The sequence below is a fragment of the Caloramator quimbayensis genome, from assembly GCF_900167605.1.
Lineage (GTDB): Bacteria > Bacillota > Clostridia > Clostridiales > Caloramatoraceae > Caloramator_B > Caloramator_B quimbayensis.
On sequence record NZ_FUYH01000005.1, the window covers coordinates 13,305 to 33,822 of the forward strand.

The 20,518-nt window shown below is 29.3% G+C and carries 16 protein-coding genes; 13 read left to right on the plus strand and 3 right to left on the minus strand.

Annotated features, from left to right (window positions below; translation table 11 throughout):
• Nucleotides 1-13 precede the first annotated feature (13 nt).
• The 13 genes from B5D15_RS04070 to B5D15_RS04130 all read left to right on the plus strand — a co-directional run bounded on the left by B5D15_RS04070 (nt 14) and on the right by B5D15_RS04130 (nt 17,874).
• Nucleotides 14-1,639, plus strand: coding sequence for an amylo-alpha-1,6-glucosidase (locus B5D15_RS04070; protein WP_078695842.1), 1,626 nt, complete (start codon nt 14-16; stop codon nt 1,637-1,639).
• 14 nt (nt 1,640-1,653) lie between these two features.
• Nucleotides 1,654-4,704, plus strand: coding sequence for a beta-galactosidase subunit alpha (ebgA, locus tag B5D15_RS04075; protein ID WP_078695843.1), 3,051 nt, complete (start codon nt 1,654-1,656; stop codon nt 4,702-4,704).
• Nucleotides 4,705-4,768: 64 nt separating this feature from the next.
• Nucleotides 4,769-5,791, plus strand: a complete 1,023-nt coding sequence (locus B5D15_RS04080) for a glycosyltransferase family protein (protein WP_078695844.1) — start codon at nt 4,769-4,771, stop codon at nt 5,789-5,791.
• Nucleotides 5,792-5,892: 101 nt separating this feature from the next.
• Complete coding sequence (locus tag B5D15_RS04085; protein WP_179122187.1) at nt 5,893-6,570, plus strand: TIGR04282 family arsenosugar biosynthesis glycosyltransferase; 678 nt, start codon at nt 5,893-5,895, stop codon at nt 6,568-6,570.
• A complete protein-coding gene (locus B5D15_RS04090; RefSeq protein WP_078695846.1) occupies nt 6,571-7,584 on the plus strand; it encodes a phosphotransferase in 1,014 nt (337 codons plus the stop codon).
• A 108-nt stretch (nt 7,585-7,692) separates the two neighbouring features.
• A complete protein-coding gene (locus B5D15_RS04095; protein ID WP_078695847.1) occupies nt 7,693-9,090 on the plus strand; it encodes a rhodanese-like domain-containing protein in 1,398 nt (465 codons plus the stop codon).
• A 46-nt stretch (nt 9,091-9,136) separates the two neighbouring features.
• Nucleotides 9,137-9,511: a hypothetical protein gene (locus B5D15_RS15375; protein ID WP_179122188.1), complete on the plus strand. Its 375-nt coding sequence runs from the start codon at nt 9,137-9,139 to the stop codon at nt 9,509-9,511.
• A gap of 213 nt (nt 9,512-9,724) precedes the next feature.
• Nucleotides 9,725-10,303 (plus strand): restriction endonuclease subunit S domain-containing protein, encoded by a 579-nt coding sequence (locus B5D15_RS04105; RefSeq protein WP_078695849.1) that lies wholly within the window; start codon nt 9,725-9,727, stop codon nt 10,301-10,303.
• A gap of 12 nt (nt 10,304-10,315) precedes the next feature.
• On the plus strand, nt 10,316-11,851 hold the full coding sequence (locus B5D15_RS04110; protein WP_078695850.1) for a type I restriction-modification system subunit M: 1,536 nt from the start codon (nt 10,316-10,318) through the stop codon (nt 11,849-11,851).
• Between the two features lie 14 nt (nt 11,852-11,865).
• Nucleotides 11,866-12,711 (plus strand): DNA damage-inducible protein D, encoded by an 846-nt coding sequence (gene dinD, locus B5D15_RS04115; protein WP_078695851.1) that lies wholly within the window; start codon nt 11,866-11,868, stop codon nt 12,709-12,711.
• Nucleotides 12,712-12,735: 24 nt separating this feature from the next.
• Complete coding sequence (locus B5D15_RS04120) at nt 12,736-14,016, plus strand: restriction endonuclease subunit S (protein WP_078695852.1); 1,281 nt, start codon at nt 12,736-12,738, stop codon at nt 14,014-14,016.
• 19 nt (nt 14,017-14,035) lie between these two features.
• A complete protein-coding gene (locus tag B5D15_RS04125) occupies nt 14,036-17,137 on the plus strand; it encodes a type I restriction endonuclease subunit R (RefSeq protein ID WP_078695853.1) in 3,102 nt (1,033 codons plus the stop codon).
• Between the two features lie 14 nt (nt 17,138-17,151).
• A complete protein-coding gene (locus B5D15_RS04130) occupies nt 17,152-17,874 on the plus strand; it encodes a M48 family metallopeptidase (RefSeq protein WP_078695854.1) in 723 nt (240 codons plus the stop codon).
• Between the two features lie 39 nt (nt 17,875-17,913).
• Here the strand turns inward: B5D15_RS04130 and B5D15_RS04135 are convergent, their stop codons facing one another.
• The 3 genes from B5D15_RS04135 to B5D15_RS04145 are packed head-to-tail and all read right to left on the minus strand — an operon-like array spanning nt 17,914 to nt 20,413.
• Nucleotides 17,914-18,585: a TVP38/TMEM64 family protein gene (locus tag B5D15_RS04135; protein WP_078695855.1), complete on the minus strand. Its 672-nt coding sequence runs from the start codon at nt 18,583-18,585 to the stop codon at nt 17,914-17,916.
• A 3-nt stretch (nt 18,586-18,588) separates the two neighbouring features.
• The gene (locus B5D15_RS04140; protein ID WP_078695856.1) at nt 18,589-19,728 is read right to left on the minus strand and encodes a (Fe-S)-binding protein; all 1,140 of its coding nucleotides are present in this window, start codon (nt 19,726-19,728) and stop codon (nt 18,589-18,591) included.
• A gap of 10 nt (nt 19,729-19,738) precedes the next feature.
• Nucleotides 19,739-20,413, minus strand: coding sequence for a TIGR04283 family arsenosugar biosynthesis glycosyltransferase (locus B5D15_RS04145; protein WP_078695857.1), 675 nt, complete (start codon nt 20,411-20,413; stop codon nt 19,739-19,741).
• Nucleotides 20,414-20,518: the final 105 nt, after the last annotated feature.

A 20,518-nucleotide genomic window follows, 5' to 3' on the forward strand; every position in this document is an offset into this window, starting at 1 on the left:
AAGGAGCTAAAAGATGCAGATTAATTTAGATAAGATATCTTTTTCAAGAGCGGGTTCGTATTTCGTTTTTTCAAAGGGAGAGGAAGGAATATGTTTAAGGCACATATCAGGGGGAGATGAAGAATTTGGAGAGGTATTTCAGTTAATTCCTCAAAATGATGAATATGATTTAATTTGTGACGGCTTTGAACTGGATATTAAAAATGATAATTCTTTATGCAGGGTTTGCTTTGATGAAATCAATTCCATAAGGATAAAAGGCACAGGTTTACCATTAAAGTTAAAATTTATAACAAAAGGATATGATTATATTGTAAAAAGAAATGGATATTACGAATTTAATGCATCTTCAAAGGGCATCGTAATAAAAATAAAAATTATCTGCGGTAGGGAAACTTTAAAACAGAATTGGACAGGACTAAACTGTAAGTTTCCTGAACTTACGATTTATCCACAGGATTATTTTGAAATTAAAATATGGGAAGGAAACTGCAACTTAAATAATATTGAAGAATTTGACAGTGCAGTTAATAATACAAAAAAAGAGTATAAAAGTTTTATATCGGATATTAAATATGGGAAATATGAGCGAGGTGGCGAAATTGCATCTTATATTCTTTGGAACAATATCGTTTCCCAAAGGGGTTTTTTAAAATATGATGCAATTTATATGTCAAAAAATTATATGACAAATATTTGGAGCTGGGATAATTGTTTTAATACAATTTATTTAATAGATAAACATTATGATTTAGCTTTAAATCAAATAAGGATATTTTTTGAGCTGCAAAGTGAAGATGGACATATTCCTGATTTTGCAAATGACAGATTTTATTGCAGTAATTTTTGTAAACCTCCAATATTAGGCTATATACTTAATAAACTTATGGAAAAAAATAAGATTAAATATGACGATATTAGGGAATTTTATATACCTTTGAAAAAATGGACGCTTTGGTGGATGAATAATAGAGATGACGATAAAGATTTAATTTATCAGTATAATCATGGAAATGAGAGCGGCTGGGATAATTCTACTATTTTTAAGAAAGATGTCCCAATTGAAGCACCGGATTTAAATGCTTATATTGCTGTTCAGTGTGAATTTTTATATAAAATGGCGGATTTATTGGGGAAACAGCAGGAAGCAGATTTTTGGTACAAAATGTATAAGAAAATATTTGCTGAAACAATAAATATGTGGGCAGATAACAAGTTTTATGCCCTTGATGAAAATCATAATAAAGTTATAACCGACAGTCTTCAGCTCCTTTTGCCTGTAGTTCTTGGGAACAGGCTTCCTAAAAATATTTTAAATGCTATAGTTGATAATATTAATAAGAATTTTATTACTAATTTTGGTGTTGCTACAGAAAGCCTTAAAAGTAAAGATTTTAATGAAGATGGATATTGGAGGGGTGCTGTCTGGGCACCTATAGTATATTTAATTGCAGAAGCTCTTAATGAAACAGGTTATTTTGACCTTTCAAACAAAATAAAACTTTCTTTTTTAAATATGGTTAATGAAAGCTATATGGAAGAAAATTTTAGCCCAATTACTGGAAAAGGGCAAAGAGATAGTGCATTTGCATGGACAAGCAGCATATTTTTATTATTTGCAGAAGAATTTGATGCCTGAAAGGAGAAAATATTATGAAAGTATGGGAAAATATTAATATAGATAGTATAAACAGATTAAGCCCAAGAGCCTATTTTTATTCATATCTTGACAAGGAAGCAGCTCTTACATTTGAAAAAAAACTTTCCATGGGATATAAGCTTTTAAATGGAATATGGGATTTTTATTATACTGATGCTCCAGAATATTCTCCAGAAGGTTTTTATGATGAAGATTTTGACAGTTCAAATTGGTGCAAAATCAGGGTGCCAGGACATTGGCAGCTTCAGGGCTTTAAAAGTCCTCATTATACAGACTTATATTATCCTTTCACGTTAAATCCTCCTTATGTACCTACTATGAACCCAACAGGTATATATAGAAGAAATTTTTATATCGATGAAAGTTTTTTGGGAAAAAAGATTATTTTAAGATTTAATGGTGTAGATTCAGCTTTCCATGTATGGATTAATGGAAAAGAAATAGGATATAGCAAGGGCTCAAGATTAACTTCTGAATTTGATATTTCTGATTATATCAGAATAGGAGAAAATACTATTGTAGTAAGGGTATATCAATGGTCTGATGGAAGCTATCTTGAGGATCAGGATATGTGGTGGCTCAGCGGTATATTTAGGGACGTTGAGATTATATGCGAACCGATTAATGGTATTGAAGATGTATTTGTTATTGCAGATACTGATTCTGATTATAAAGATGGGATAATAAAAGTATCAACGAAATTAATACAGAATCTTAAAGGATATAGCTTAGATTATGAAATTTATGATTTTGATGATAATTTAATATATAAAGAAAATCAGATTGCTCAATGTAATGATATTTATTTTGAAGGAAAAATTAAAGGAATAAAAAAGTGGTCAGCGGAGGAACCTAATCTTTATAAAATTTTAATTATATTAAAAAAAGATGAAAGTGATACTCAGATTATATCATTAAGGATTGGTTTTAGAAAAATTGAGCTGAAGGATAATGTATTTTTAATAAATGGTGCTGCCATAAAATTAAAGGGAGTTAACAGACATGATTTTAACAGTGAAACAGGAAGATATGTTTCAAAGGATGATATTGAAAAGGACATTATTTTAATGAAGCAGCATAATATCAATGCAATAAGAACTTCGCATTATCCAAATTCACCAGAGTTTTATGATTTATGTGATGAATATGGTATGTATGTAATTGGTGAAAATGATTTTGAGTGCCATGGATTTGAACTAAATGATATGTTTGAAAGTTTTATAAACGATTCAAAATGGGAAAAAGCGGCTGTAAGCAGGATGGAAAGGACAGTTCAAAGAGATAAAAATCATCCTTGTATTATAATGTGGTCTTTAGGCAATGAATCATCCTTTGGAAGCAATATAACTGCTATGGCAGACAAGGTAAGAGAGCTTGATAAAACAAGACTTTTGCATTATGAAGGTGATAGGGAATGCAAGGTAGCCGATGTGTATTCCTGTATGTATACATGGATAGAAACAAAAGAGAGGATGGCTTTAGAGGAAGCTATTAAAAAATTTAATAAACCCTTTATATTATGTGAATATGCTCATGCAATGGGAAACGGTCCTGGAAATTTAAAAGAATATCAAGAGTACATTTATGAAAATGAAAATTTTCAGGGTGCCTTTGTTTGGGAATGGAAGGATCATGGTATTAAAGCTGTTGATTCTTCAGAAAATGTATATTATAAATACGGTGGGGATTTTAATGATGAGCCGAATAATAAAAATTTCTGCATGGATGGGTTTGTTATGGCAAACGGTGAGGTAAGTCCAGGTCTATTAGAATATAAAAAGATTGTACAGCCCGTTAAAATTGAACAAATTGATGTTAAAAAAGGTTTGTTTAAAATAAAAAATCTATATGATTTTATTACTTTAGATGATTTCGATTTAGTTTATACGATTTATAAAGATAATGATATATGGTATAGTTCTCAAATAGATATTAAAGGAATAAATCCTAATGAGCAAAGGGAGATAAAGATAGATAAAATATTAGATATAACCGAAAGGAACAGTAGTTACAGTATAATATTTTCTTTAGTATTAAATAAAAATAAAAAATGGGCTAATATAGGTTTAGAATTAGGTAAGGATGAATTTTTTATTTATAACGGTATGAAATCTTTAAACAAATTAAATTTAGGAATTATTAAAAAAGATACAAATATGTTAGCATATTTTAATTCAAATGATAAAGTAATTTGTTTTGATAAAGTTTTAGGAAAAATAAAGTATATTAAAAAAGATGGAGAAGTATTATTGGAAGATGGTCCTGATTTAAACTTATGGCGAGCTCCTATTGATAACGATATGTATTTGCTTGAGGATTATTATAATAAATATTTCTTAAACGATATTAAATTTAGAGTTGACAGCATTGAATGTGATGATGATTTAAAATTTATAGTTAATAAGACTTATGGAACGACAAATTCACCATGGTATTATAAATGCAGATATGAATATAAATTTTTGCCGGATGGCAGTATAAAAATTAAAGTAAAAGGTGTTCCTTCGGGAAAAAAGGAATGTGCACCTGTTATGATCCCAAGAATAGGCTTTAAAATGAAGATAAATAGAAATTTAAATAAAGTTAGATGGGAAGGAAGAGGCCCTCATCCCAATTATCCTGATTCTAAAGATAGTGCTCTTTATGGAATATATGAAAAAACAGTTGATGAATTGTTTGTCGATTATCCTTATCCTCAGGAAAATGCATCAAGAGGCGGCTGCAGGTGGGTAAATTTATCGGATTATTGGGGAAACAGCTTAATGATAAATACAAAAAAAGAATTTAGTTTTAGTGCTATGTATTATGATGATAAAGATTTAGAAAAAGCTAAACACTGTAATGAACTTATAAAAAGAGATTATATAGTTTTAAATATAGATTATAAACAAAATGGTTTAGGAAGCAATTCCTGCGGCCAAAACCAGTTGAAAAAATACAGATGTGAGTTCGAGGAATTTGAATTTGAATTTGTAATTTCAGCTTTTAATAAAAATGAAATATCGGAGATAAATCTATTAAGGTTGCAAAATAATAATTTTTAATATTTATTGTCACATCCTTAACCTGTTAAATATTATATATTAAAAGGTTAAGGATGTGATTGCGTTGGAAACTATATTATATCCGCCAACAATTAATTATTATTTATCTTATCAAAGACCTCAGCAGCTTTTTAAGGCTTTAAATAAAATAGGTTATAGAATTATTTTTTGCAATTATAATCCAGAAGAAAGAACAGGTTATTTAAAGGAAATTTTTCAGGATTTTTTTGTTTGTAGTAAAATAAATCCCTACAAAATAAGCAAATTAGATAAAATGCCTATTCTTTGGATAACCTATCCTCCCTTTGCTTCATATTTGGAGCAGTATCCAAATAAATTATTGGTATTCGATGCTATAGATGAGACCAGCGATGAGTTTGAGAGCTGGCAAAGCGGTCTTGATATTTTAAGAAGGAAATCTGATATCATATTTGCATCATCTAAAAAGCTTTATAATGATAATAAGCTCTATAAGGATAATGTATTTTTATGTCAAAATGGAACTGATTATGAATATTTCAGCAAAGCAGCAGAAATATTTTCTGAAAAACCTTTTGATATGCCAAGAAACAATAACATCATAGTTGGATATTATGGAGCAATAGCAACATGGATAAACTGGGCCTTTGTATACAATACAGCAGCCTGCAATCCGGATATAGATTTTATATTTATAGGTTCTCTTTTCAATATGAGCAGATTCCCTGTAAGGCTTCCTAATGTGTATTACTTAGGGAAAAAGCCCTATGATAAGCTTATCAATTATCTTCAGTATTTTGATATTTGTTTTATTCCCTTTAAGGTTACGAGCATGACCAATGGCTGCAACCCTATAAAAATGTATGAATATCTAAGTGCAGGAAAAATAGTTATAGCAACAGATTTTGCAGAAGCTGCGGGATGTGAATTTATAAATACTATAAAATCGAGAGAGTATGTTATGTTTGGCAGAATAGTTAAGAAATTGATAGATGAAAATAATGAGGATATAAAAATAAAAAGAAAGGAATTTGCAAAGAATAACTCATGGGATGAGAGAGCTAAAATAGTTGATGAAGCAATTAAAAAATATTTGAATAAAATGTAAAAATAAGGTAGCTGAAATGATAGCTGCCTTATTTTTACTATGCATTTTTATTTTTCGTTGATATAATAAGCAATTGAAGATAAAAATTTATGGAGGAAAATATGGATGCTTTTATACTTATGACAAGAGTACCAATTGAGGGTGAAACTAAAACAAGGCTTATAGGGAAGTTATCTGAAAAGGAATGTGCAAATCTTCAGTTTAATTTTTTAAAGGATATTATAAGCCTTTTTGATTATATTAAAAATTATGCAGACATATTTATTACTTATACCCCTGAGGAAAAATTTAAAATAATAGAGGATATAATTCCTTCTTATGTTGTTTCTTTTCCACAAAAGGGTATAGGCCTTGGGGAGAGGATGAAATATGCCTTTGAATATGTTCTAAGTAAAAATTATGACAGAGTAATACTTATGGGCTCAGATATACCAATGGTAAAATATAATCATATAATTGATGCTTTTAAGGCTCTTTATAATAATGATGTTGTGATAGGTCCTACCTTTGATGGAGGGTACTATCTTTTAGGAATGAAAAGGGTATATAGAAACCTTTTTGATGATGTTATAAAATGGGGAGGCGAAAGTGTATTTGAAAGAACTATAAGTATTGCTAAAAACAATAATTTAAGTGTAAAAGTTGCTGAAAAAAACAGAGATATAGACACCTATGAAGATTTAAGCTATCTTGCTGAAAATATTAGTAATTGTAAAAAAGAAGGTCAGCCTTATCCTTATAACACAGGTAAATTTTTAGAAAAGATTGGGGTAATATAAATGCTTAAAGATAAGATTTTTAACGATGTTTATAGATATATAAAAGAAAACAGAAAAGATTTTAAAATAGATTTAAGTCAAGATTTTCAGCTTGAATTTCTTGCACAGGGTGAATACAACATAAACTTTACAATTAAAGATAAAGCCAATAAATACGTTTTCAGAATAAACACTAAAAGCCAGCTTGAAATAGAAAATCAGATAAGATATGAATATAATGCCCTGAAAGCTTTAGAAAAAAGTAGTGTTACGCCTAAGGTTTATTTTGTTGATGATAGTAAGTTGAAATTAGACTATGGAATACTTATAATGGAATTTTTAGAAGGAAGACCTTTGCAATATAAATACGATTTAGAAAAAGCAGCACATATATTTTCTAAAATTCATACTTTAAAAATTGATGAAACAATGAGAGAAAATTTTATAATTGAAAAAAATTTGTTTGCGGAGAGAATAAAAGAAGCACAAAGGCTTTTAAATGAATTCTTTACATCTTCACTTATTGATGACAAATTAAAGCAATTTTTTAATGAGTTTTTAGACTGGGCAGAAAAAAATAGTCATAAGGAAAAATATTTTAAAGATAATAAACTTCATGTTATTAATAATACTGAGGTTAACTCAAATAATTTTATTATAGGAGTTGATAAGAGCTACCTTATAGATTGGGAAAAGCCTGTAATAAGCGATCCCTGTCAGGATATCACTCAATTCCTTGCTATAACAACAACCCTTTGGAAGGCTGATTACATATTAAGCGAGGAAGAAAAAAATAATTTTTTTGAATTTTATATTGAAAGAACGGGCTATAAGGATATTAAAGATAGGGTATATCTATATCAGCCTTATCTTTATCTTAGAGCACTATCTTGGTGTGCTTATGCCTATTTAGAATATTTAAAACCTGATAAAGAAATAAAAAACGAAGATACTTTTAAAAAGATTAAAAGCTATCTTGATATTGATTTTATGAAAAAAATTTTAAAAGAAAATATAGACTTTGAGAATATATAGAAATTTTAAATGATTCATGGACAAAGTATATAATATATCTATTAGAATTCACCTTATATTATACATTATAATTTTGTCGTTGAACAAAATAAATATCGAGGTGATAAAATGGCAAAAAACATTAAAAAATCTTTATCATTATTAATTGTAATTTTAATTGTTTTATTTTCAGCAGTTTCATGTACTAAAAAGGAAAGTGAGAATAAAACACCAAGCCAAAACCAGGCTCAGACTACACAGAGCGGACTTATGAAAATTTTAAAAACAGATGATGTAAAAAGCAAGTTAAATGACAGCAGCTATGTAATGGTTGATACAAGAGTTAATGATGCATTTAACGGCTGGAAACTCGACGGCGTTAAAAGAGGAGGGCACATTCCTAATGCAGTAGATTTTTCAGCTAACTGGCTTAAGGTTGATGCAAAGGATAAGGATAAGACATTAGATGGAGCATTAAAAACAAAGAATATATTAGCTGACAAAAACATAGTTTTATATGATGCAAACGGTAAGGATGCCGAGGAAGTTGCAAAATATTTAAGCGATAAGGGATATAAGAATCTATACTACTATGATATAAAGCAGTGGGCTGAAGATGATTCTCTTCCACTTGAGCAGTTTAAGAATTATCATTTAATCGTTCCAGCTGCTGTTGTAAAGGATATTATAGACGGTAAAAAACCTGAAACCTTTGAAAATGCAGGAACTATTAAAATTGTTGAGGCAAGTTGGGGAGAGGAGAAGGATTCCTATTCTAACGGCCATGTTCCAACAAGCTTCCATATAAATACAGATAACGTTGAACCGCCTCCGGCATGGATGCTTGCAAGTGATAAACAGCTATCTAAATTTGCTGTTGACTACGGCTTTACAAAGGATGATACAGTTATTGTAACTGGTGAAAATCCAATGGCAGCATATCGTGTTGCAGTAGTTTTAAGATACATAGGAGTAAAAGATGTCAGAGTATTAAATGGAGGTCTTCTATCTTGGAAACTTGCAGGCTATGAAGTTGAAACAAAGAGCAATAAGCCAACCCCTGTAAGCGATTTTGGAGCTCCTATTCCAGGAAGACCAGAGCTTATAGATACAATAGATGAAGTTAAAGCAGGAATGAAAAAGCCTAATGAGTTTATGCTTGTTGACAACAGAACATGGGATGAATATATAGGAAAGAGCTCAGGATACAGCTACCATCATAAAAAAGGACGTATACCTGGCGCTGTATACGGCTATGCAGGTATTGGAGATTCAAATTCCCTTCAATACTATAGAAACATAGATGGAACTATGAGAAATGGAAATGAGATACTAAATCTCTGGAAGAGTGCAGGAATAGATACAAGCAAACATCTATCTATTTACTGTGGAAGCGGCTGGAGAGTTTCAGAGATTATGACTTATGTAAATGTATTAGGACTTGATAATGTTGCAATTTACAGTAATGGATGGATAGAATGGAGTAATAAGAACAATGCCTTTGAAACTGGAGAACCGAAGAAATAATATAAAAAAAATAATTAATGTTTTAATCAATTCAATACAATTACTTTTGATTTTTGCATTATTTATATTAAGCTATCTGTCAGATAAAAAAGCAGGAGTTAATCATCATATTATTTATATGAGCTATAAATATAAAGAGGGCATATATTCACCCTTAAGCCTTAAAATACAAAGTATAATAATTGCTTTGATTGTAATACTTTTACTGCTTAGTTTATTAAAGAGCAGGAGGCTTATAAAAGAAGCTGTTTCATTTAATAATGTGATGGCTATAATAATAGGGATTTTTCTTCTATTAATAATAAATTTTAGTTTCTTTAAAAACATGATAGCTTATGTATACTTTGTAATGGTATTTGAAATAGTATTTGCTTTGCAGATATTAACAATCTTAATAAATAAAATGCTAGGAAGTTCCTAGCATTTTATTTTTGTGTATCACTATAGGTGATATAAGTATGTAACACATAAAAAAGCTGTGTATGAATTTAAAAATACTTGTCATTTTTGATAGTAAGTATGTGATTGATTAGTTTATATGAATTGTTAAATATATTATATAACATATATATTGTGCTTTTGATTATATGGTTATATAATATATTTAACAATTAGAATAACAAGGAGGTGTAAAATGTTACTTGGACAAATCTCTGAGATTAAAACGGGATTAGTATTAACAAGAAAAAAGGCAAAAATAAAACATGAAATTAAAAAAGTTTATAATTTGATAACAGTTAAGAATGTTGACGATAGTGGATTGTTCAATAATGAATTCTTTGATGCTTTTGAAAGTAATGAAATATTAGAGTCAATATATTTTACACAGAAAGATGATATTTTAATAAGACTTAGTTTCCCATACACAGCTGTTTATATTAACGAAGAACATAAAGGATTATTAGTTCCTTCATACTTTGCAATAATTAAACTAAAAAATGATATTTTTATTCCAGAATATGTAGCATGGTATTTGAATACAGAAAAAGTTAAAAAAGAATTATTAAAATCTCAAACAGGAACAATTATTCCGAGTACAAACAAAAATGTATTAAATGATATTTGTATACAACAATTAAGTAAAAAAAATCAGCAAGATATATTAAATTTGAGAAATTTATATATCAAAGAACAAAATCTGATAAAAGAGCTTGCAAAAGAAAAGGATGCTTATTACAGTGCAATAATTAAAAAAATTTTACACAAAAATTAGGGGGTATTTAATATGGAAGTGAAAACCACAGGTGAACATATAAATCAAATTTTATGGCAGGCTTGTGATACTTTTAGAGGGAAAATAGATTCAAGTATTTACAAAGATTATATTCTTGTTATGCTATTTATTAAGTATCTAAGCGATACATATAAAGAACATTATGAGGAATATATGAAAAAGTATGAGGGAAATGAAGAGAGAGTGCGAAGAGCTTTATTAAGAGATAGATTCATTTTGGATGAAATTTGCACGTTTGAATATTTATATAACAAGAGAAATGATGTGGAAATTGGGAGCACAATAAACAAGGCATTAGAACACTTAGAAACAGAGAACTCAGGTAAATTGAGAGGGGTATTTAGAAACATAGACTTCAATTCTGAATCTGTTCTCGGTAAAACAAAAGAAAGAAACGCAATGCTAAAACAGCTGCTTGAAGATTTTAATAAGTTAGATCTAAGACCTTCAAGTCTTGGCGAAGATGATATTATAGGTGATGCTTATCAATTTTTGATTGAAAAATTTGCAAGTGATGCAGGAAAAAAAGGAGGAGAATTTTTTACTCCAACAATGGTTTCAGAACTTCTTGCAAGATTAGTAAAACCAAAAGAAAATGACAGAATTTATGACCCAACATGTGGTTCAGGTTCACTGCTTATAAAAGTCGTTAACCAAGTTGCAAGCAAAAAGGTAGCAGTTTATGGACAAGAAAGAAATGGTCAGACTCATTCACTTTGTAGGATGAATATGTTTCTTCATAAGATTGATGATGCAAAAATTGAATGGGGTGACACCTTGTCAAATCCTTTACATTTAGATGATGAAGGACAATTAATGACTTTTCAAGTAGTTGTTGCAAATCCTCCATTTTCATTAGACAAATGGGCGATAGGTTTTGCTGGAAATACAAATGGAGAGGAAAACAAATTTAAAATGGAAGCAAGCCTTGATCCTTATAGAAGATTTGAATGGGGCGTTCCACCATCATCTAAGGGTGATTATGCCTTTGTTCTTCACATGATACATTCACTTGCGGATGAAGGAAGGATGGCAGTAATCTTGCCTCATGGAGTATTATTTAGAGGAGCAAGTGAAGCAAAAATAAGAAAAGAGATTATAGAACACAACCTTTTGGATGCAGTTATAGGATTACCCGAAAATCTATTCTATGGAACAGGGATACCAGCTTGTATTTTAGTTATAAAAAAGAATAGAAATAGAGATAACGTATTGTTTATTGATGCATCAGGCGAAGGAAATTACGAAAAAGGAAAAAATCAAAATAAATTAAGAGAAGAAGATATTCAAAAAATAGTTGAAACATATGGAAGATACGAAACGATAGAGAAATATTCATATGTTGCCACTAAAGATGAAATAAGAGAAAATGACTACAATTTAAACATACCAAGATATGTTGATACATTTGAAGAAGAGGAATTTGTTGATATGAGTGCAGTAAAGAACAATATAGAGAAAATTAAATCAGAATTAAAAGAAATAGAAGAACAAATGGAGAAATATGTAAAAGAACTTGGATTATAAAAGGTGGGTAAAATATGAGTAAAATTGAAAAATATAATGAAAGGGTTTTTGAAAAAATCAAAAACATAAATGAATATGGCTCAGAATTTTGGTATGCAAGGGATTTAGCTGAAATATTGGGCTATAAAAGATGGGATAAATTTTTAAATGTAATTGAAAAGGCTATAGAGGCTTGTAAAAACAGTTGTTATGAGCCATTGGACCATTTTTCCCGTGTGGGAAAAATGGTTGAACTGGGATCTGGTGCAAAAAGGCAAGTTGAAGAATATATGCTTTCGAGATATGCTTGTTATTTAATAGTTCAAAATGCCGATCCAAATAAGGAAGTTGTTGCACTTGGGCAAACATATTTTGCAATAAAAACAAGACAACAAGAACTTCAAGAAGATTTTGAATCAATGACTGAAGATAAAAAGAGGCTTGCTATTAGAAATGAGTTAAAGGAACACAATAAAAAGCTTGTTGAGGCAGCAAGAAATGCAGGTGTTGAAACAAACTTGGATTATGCTATATTCCAGAACCATGGTTACATGGGACTTTATGGAGGACTTACCGCTCAAGATATACACAAAAGAAAGGGCTTAAAGAAGAATCAGCAAATTCTCGATCATATGGGAAGCACAGAATTAGCGGCTAATCTATTTAGAGCAACCCAAACGGAAGAAAAATTAAAAAGAGAAAATATAAAGGGGAAAAATAATGCTAACAGAATTCATTACGAAGTAGGTGCAAAGGTCAGAAAAACAATAAAGGAACTTGGAGGAACAATGCCTGAGGATTTACCTACTCCACAAAAAAGTGTAAAGCAGATAGAAAAAGAGGAGACGAAAAAGTTAAAAATTAAAAGAATTAAGCCATAAAAAGATTGACGGGTGGTGAATTAAGTGAAGGAAGAAATTAGAGTAAGATTAGAAAAGATAAAAAGAGGTGAAGTTCCTGAGGGGTATAAAAAAACAAGCGTAGGCATTATCCCTAAAGATTGGGAGAACATTAAGTTAAAAAAAATTATCAAATCTCTCGATGCTGGTGTTAGTGTTAATTCAGAAGATATTAAAAGTAATCATAATTCATTTGGAATTTTAAAAACGAGTTGTATAGCAAATGGTAAGTTTTATCCTAGTGAAAATAAAAAAATTATTGATTCAGAATTAAGCAGAGCAAAATTGAATCCTCAGAAAGGCTCAATTTTAATAAGTAGAATGAATACACCAGATCTTGTTGGAGAAGTGGGCTATGTTGATGAAAACTATAAAAATTTGTTTATACCAGATAGATTGTGGCAGACTACTTATAAGGAAAAAGTTGAAGGTAAATGGCTTGTAAACTTACTTATAAGTGAAAAAATTAAAAAACAAATAAAAAATATTGCTACTGGAACTAGTAATAGTATGAAGAACATTTCTAAGGATAATTTTTTGTTAATAGAAATACCTTATACATGTTTAGTAGAACAACAAAAAATTGCACAAATACTTTCAACTTGGGATAAGGCAATTGAATTAAAGGAAAAGCTTATCGAATATAAAAAAGAATACAAAAAAGGTTTGATGCAGAATTTGCTTTCTGGAAAGGTGAGATTTCCTGGGTTTAATGATGATTGGATAAAAGTTGAATTAGGAAAAGCTCTTAGTTTTATAAAAAAAGAACCTGTGAAAAATCCAGAGAATTATTATTTATTAACAGTTAAATTGCATGTTAAGGGGATTGAAGCTACAAATAAAAAACCTAATATTACTGAAAAGGGGCGACCTTATTTTGTTAGAGAACCCAAAGAATTACTCATAGGAAGGCAGAATTTTCATAATGGCGGAATAGGTATTGTTCCTGAAGGAATGACTGGATTTATTGCCTCAAACGCAATAAGTAGTTTATGTGCTAAAAAAGGTATATTAGAATTTTACTTTTATTATTTATCTAATGAAAGATTTTATAAAAAAATTGAAAGCATTGTTGGAGGTACAGGACAAAAAGAAATTTCAGAATCTATGCTAAAGAAAATAAAAGTTATTATTCCTAAATCAGAAGAAGAAAAACAAGCTATTGCAAATATTTTATCAAAAGCCGATAAGGAAATTGAGCTTTTGGAGAAAGAACTTGAGGCACTAAAGAAGCAAAAGGAAGGCCTTATGCAGCTATTGCTTACTGGAATTATTAGGGTTAACTAAATTATAATGGGGGGATTGTATGCCAGTTTTGAATGAATGTGATGAGAGATTTATAAGTCAAATTCCAGCTATAGAAGTTTTGAAAAGATTGGGTTATATTGAAATAAAACCTAATGAAGCTGAATGTATAAGGGGAAATTTATATAATGTTCTATTGAAAGATGTTTTGAGAAAAAAGCTTATGGAAATTAATTCATATGAATATAAAGGAGTAGCCTATAAATTTAGCGAAATAAATATAGAAAAGGCAATAAAAGATATAGATGAGCCCTTATCAGATGGACTTATAAAAACAAATGAAAAAATATATGATACTTTTATGCTTGGAAGAAGCTATGAGGAAATATTACCGGACGGAACAAAACGTTCTTTTACTTTAAAGTATATTGATTGGGATAATATATATAAAAATGATTTTCATGTTGTTGAAGAATTTGTAGTGGAAAGGGAAGACGGACGTGGAAATTTAAGACCCGATATAGTTTTATTTGTAAATGGTATTCCATTTGGTGTTATTGAATGTAAAAAATCTTCTATATCAATTGAGCAAGGTATAAGCCAGATGATTAGAAATCAAACCAAAGGAAACATACCTCAATTGTTTAAATATACTCAGGTTTTGATGGCAACTAATAAGAATGACACAAAATATGCTACATGTGGAACTCCAAAAAAGTTTTGGACAGTTTGGACTGAGCAAGATGAGGTTTGGTTACAAAGCAGATTAAGCAAAGTGATAACAGACAGGCTTCCAACGTATCAAGATAAAAATATAGTTGCTTTATTTAGTCCGGATAGGCTCTTAGAAATAATTAAATATTTTATCATTTTCGATAAAGATGTAAAAAAAATATGTAGATATCAGCAATATTTTGCAATTAAAGAAATAATTAAAACTATAAATGAAGTAAACGAAGAAGGTCATAGACAAGGTGGGGTTGTTTGGCATACTCAAGGTTCTGGGAAATCTTTAACCATGGTAATGCTTTCTAAATATATTCTTTCGGAACTTAGTAGTATACATCCAAAAGTGATTGTGGTTACTGATAGAATTGATCTTGACAAACAAATCCATAAAACATTTAACCATACAAGATTAAAGGCAATAAGAGCAACTTCAGGCTCTCATTTAGTAAACTTGATAAGGGATAATGCTGCTGATATTGTTACTACACTTGTTAATAAATTTGATACTGCTTCTAAAGAAATTGAACCGATTAAAACAAAGGATGTTTTTGTTTTAATTGATGAATCGCATAGGACGCAATATGGTGAATTACATTTAAAAATGAAAACTGTGTTTCCCAATGCATGCTATTTAGCATTTACTGGGACCCCACTTATGAAGAAAGAAAAAAACACTATTATCAAATTTGGAAAATTGATTCATAGCTATACTATAGCAGATGGAGTAAAAGATAAGGCTATCGTTCCTTTATTGTATGAAGGAAAAATGGTAGAACAGACGGTTAACAGAAAAGCTATAGATAAGAGATTGGAGATGATAACAAAAAACTTAAATGATAAACAAAAGGAAGAGGTTATGAAGAAATGGAGTCAATTTGAAAGGATTGCATCTTCTGACCAAAGACTCAAGATGATAGCTTTTGACATTAATGAACACTTTATGCTTAATTACAAGACTAAGGGTTCGCAGTTTAAAGCTATGCTTGCAACTAATAGTAAAATTGAAGCTATTAGATATTTAGAAGCATTTGAAGAGCTTGGAGATTTAAACTGCGCAGTTGTCATATCACCACCTGACCAGCGTGAAGGCTATGAAATAGTAGATGATGAGTCTAAGGATAAGGTTCTTAATTTTTGGAGAAAAATGATGGATTTATATGGGGATGAGGAAAAGTATGAAGATTTAATTAAGAATCAATTTGTTAATGGAGATGATTTAGATCTTTTAATTGTTGTAGATAAACTATTAACAGGATTTGATGCTCCAAGAGCAACTGTTTTATATATTGATAAGCCTATGAAAGAACACACTTTGCTTCAAGCTATTGCAAGGGTTAATAGATTATATGAAGGAAAAGACTATGGACTAATAATTGATTATAGAGGTCTTTTACAAAAATTAGACGAAGCTATGGAAATGTATTCTGGTGCAGGACTTGAAAATTTTGATCCTCAAGATTTAAAAGGTGCTATTTATGATGTTATTAGCATAATCGGAACTTTAAGACATTATTATACTGAACTTATTAATATATTTATTTCTGTAAAAAATAAGCATGATGTTGAAGAATATGAGGTTTTACTTTCAAATGATGAATTAAGGGAGCACTTTTATTCAACATTGAGTAATTTTGGAAGATATTTAGGTATTGCTCTTGAATCAGAGCAAGTTTATAAAGCATTACCTAAAGATGAGATTGATAAATATAAATTAGAATTTAAGTTCTATCAAGAGCTGAGAAGGAGTGTTAAATTAAGATATAGCGATACTGTAGATTTTAAAGAATATGAGCTTAAGATGCAAAATCTGATGGATAATTATATATCTGCAGAAGAAATAATAAGAATTACTAATCCAGTTAATATTCTTGATGAAAAAAACTTTAATGAAGAATTAGAAAGATTAAAAACTCCAAGAGCTAAGGCAGATGCTATTAGGACTCGATTATCGAAAACTATTTCAGAAAAATGGAATGATAATCCTGCATATTATAAGAAATTCTCAGAGAGAATTGAAGAAGCTATTGAAGAATATAAAAAGCATAGAATTAATGAAGCTGAATATTTATCAAAAATGGAAGAGATAGTAAAAGATTTTAGAAAGGGAGAGTCTGGTTATAATTATCCTGAAATAATTAAAAATAATTCAAATGCACAAGCGTTTTATGGAGTTGCTGATGATGTTATTAATAAAAATCAAGAATTTATAATAAAAGAGGATGATTTAGGACAACTTGCTTTAAAGATTGATAAGATAATAAGTGATAATACAAAAGTTGATTGGTATGATAATGTTGAAGTTCATAAAAAAATAGAGCAAGAAATTGATGATATGTTGTATGATTTTTCAAAAGAAAAAGGTTTATACTTAAGCTTTGATAAAATTGATGAAATAATTGAAAAGGTAAAAAATGTTGCTTTAAGGAGATATTAAATAGGGTGATAAAAATGGAAGAATATTCAATAAAATTTGGAGAAAAAAATATCGATTTTAAAGTGCAGAGAAAAAATGTAAAAAATATAAATCTTAATATACAGCCTAATATGGATGTAATTGTATCAGCAAGTAATGAAGTTCCTTTAGAATATATTTTAAATTTTGTTAAAAGAAAAGCAGGTTGGATAATAAAAAGAAAAGAATATTTTAAGGAAGTTCTGCCAGAAGGAAATTCAATAAAAGAGTTAGTAAGTGGGGAAAGCTATAAGTATCTTGGAAGGCAATATAGGTTAAGAGTAGAATATAGTGAAAAAGAATTTGTTAAATTCGAAAAAGGATTTATATATCTTTATGTCAAAGATATATTAAATACAAAAAGAAAAGAAAGGTTGTTAAACAACTGGTTTAAAGAGAGAGCTGTATTTTTTTATAATGAAATTTTAAATAAACAATATCTGAGCTTCTCAAAGTATAATGTAGAAAAGCCTATAATTGAAATAAGAAAAATGAAAGCAAGATGGGGATCTTGTTTAAAAAACTCAAATAAAATTATAATTAATTTTGATTTGATTAAAGCTCCAAAATATTGTATTGAATATGTGATTTTACATGAATTAATACATTTTATATATACAAACCATGATGAAAAATTTTACAACATGCTGAATATTTTTATGCCAGACTGGAAAAAAAGAAAGAAAATATTAGATGAAGAAATAGCACGATTTTTATGATTATAAGGTGAGACAAAGTCTCACCTTATAAAATAATTTTTAAGCTCTCATTTTAACTTTAAGCTTTTCAACATCTATTTTCTTTTTTATAAAATATGATGAAATAAATAGAATTAGAAGCAGTGCTATAGAAATATAAAATTCGATTGACATAGGAGATGAGGATTTTTCTCCAAGATTTACATATATATAAGCACCGGGTATTATTCCTATTAATGTTGCAAAAATAAAATCCTTATATTTTATTTTTGAAAGCCCCGCACCATAACTTATAACATCAAAGGGCAAAAGAGGAATAAGCCTTAGAACTAATATTATAAAAAAACCGTTTCTGCTTAGCCCCTCTTCAAAATAATTAATTTCCTTTGTAATAATTTTTTTAAGTGCCTCTTTTCCAAGAAGTCTTGATATATAAAAGGAAAGTGTTGCACCGCAAAGTGCCCCTATCATTGTTAAAATAAAGCCCTTATAAAGTCCAAATACAAGTCCTGAGGCAATAGCAAGAATAGAATCGGGAAAAAGGGTTAGAGGAACTAATGTAAATAGTATTATATAAATAATTGGAGATAGCATACCAAAGGAGATTATATACTCTTTAAACTTCTGTGGTGATTTAATAGTAAATACATCTAATTTGTTTAATATAAATACTGAAGATAATAACAATATAAAAGCTGCTGAATATATTAACTTCTTCTTTTTTTCATTCATATTTTAATCTTCCTTCCCTTTTAGTCCATTTAAAATAAGATTTTTACATTTAAACCTGTTTTTCCATCCCTTAAGTGGGCTAATGGGCTTTAAATTATATTTTATTTTTTCTTTTCCGTCATAAAAAATCAAATCGAGAATATGAATTGTTTTTTTATCAGATAAAGCAAAAGAATTAACACAGGTTGCACAGTAGGATAGTATTATTTTAGAGCGTGCCATTGAAGCTCTTTTTAAAACCTGCTTTTTAAACAAATCTTTATTAGTTACTCCTATCATTCCTCCGCTTCCACAGCATAGAGTTTTATCTTTAGAGTAGGAAAACTCTTCATATTTATAGCCTAAATTTAACAGTATATCTCTTACAGCTTCGTGTATTTGAGGGCAGCCTCTTGTAGGACAAGGATCATGAAGGGCAAAAGTTTCAATACCCTCTGCCTTTTTGAAATCTTTAATTCCATTTTGGGATATAACTTCCCAAAGAGATATTGCTTTTAAATCTTTGCTGTTTTCTAATATTGTATTATAGCATGAGGGACAGGCAGTTATTATATTTTTTGCCCCCATACTTTCTATATCTTTAATCAAAAGGGAATAATATTTATTGAAAAGCTCCTTTTGCCCCATAGAATGGGTAGGATTTCCACAGCACTTTAATAATATACCTATATCGTTATTATAAACTTTTTTTAAATAGTTGTAGGTTTTAATTATAAGTTCAGGACTATATGATGATAGGCTGCAGCCAGGGAGAAATAAATTATTAAATTTTTTATTTAGTGAATTTGATGCAGTAAAGATTTTTGAAAAACTATTTTTCTGATGATACTTTATTGTGCTGTATCCTTTAACAGGGGGAATGCCTTTATTATCCTCACAAAGTGTACTTCTTAAGGATAAAAATATTTTATCAAGGGGAATTTTAGAGGGACAAACATTAAAACAGTAGCCGCACTGTGTACATGAAAAGGGAATTTCTGCATTTAAGGGTTTATCTACAGAAATGTCCTTAAATAAACTAAAAGGTGATGTACAGTATTCATTCAGCATAGGACAGCCATTCATGCATAATTTGCAGTCAATGCATTTATTTTTAATATCTTTAGCTATATCATCACATAGCATATTATATTTTTTTCCCATTTTATTCTCCTTATCTTATATCTTTATATATAGATGCGATTTTTTCTATTGGTACATTTAAAATATATAAAAGCTTTATATACTGCATTAATAAGAAGGTTTTAAAACATCCTCCCTCAATAAATCTTCTTGCTGAGGTTCCTATCTTTTCTTTTAATACAACAGTTTTTGCAGTTTTTTTAAGCCTTATGGACAGCTCAAAGTCTTCCATCAATGGTATATCTTTATAGCCTCCAATACCTTCAAATATACTTTTTTTAATAAATATCCCTTGATCTCCAAAATAAAGCTTTAAATACTTTGCTCTTAAGTTTGATGTGCAGGAAATATATTTTAAGAAAGGGGAGCTGTAATCATAAAAATATAAAGATAAACATCCTCCGTCATAACCTTTACTTATTGCTTTTTCAATGCTTTCGATTGACCTTTCTGATATTTTTGAATCACAGTGTAAAAACCAGAGTATTTCCCCCTTTGAAATTAAGGCACCATTATTCATCTGTTTAGCTCTTCCCTTTGGGGAGGATATAACCTTTGCATATTTTGAAGCTATTAAAACAGTGTTATCCGTGCTTCCCCCGTCAACTACTATAATTTCCTTTAAAACTTTTAAATTATTTAGCTGCATTAATATTTTTTCAATATTTTTTTCTTCGTTTAATACTGGGATTATTATAGATACCATATTTAACACCATGCTTTTTATTTTTAGTATTAAAATTATAATATAAATTTAGTTATTTGATATATCATTATTTGATTTTTAAATAGTATAAATGTTAATTATTTA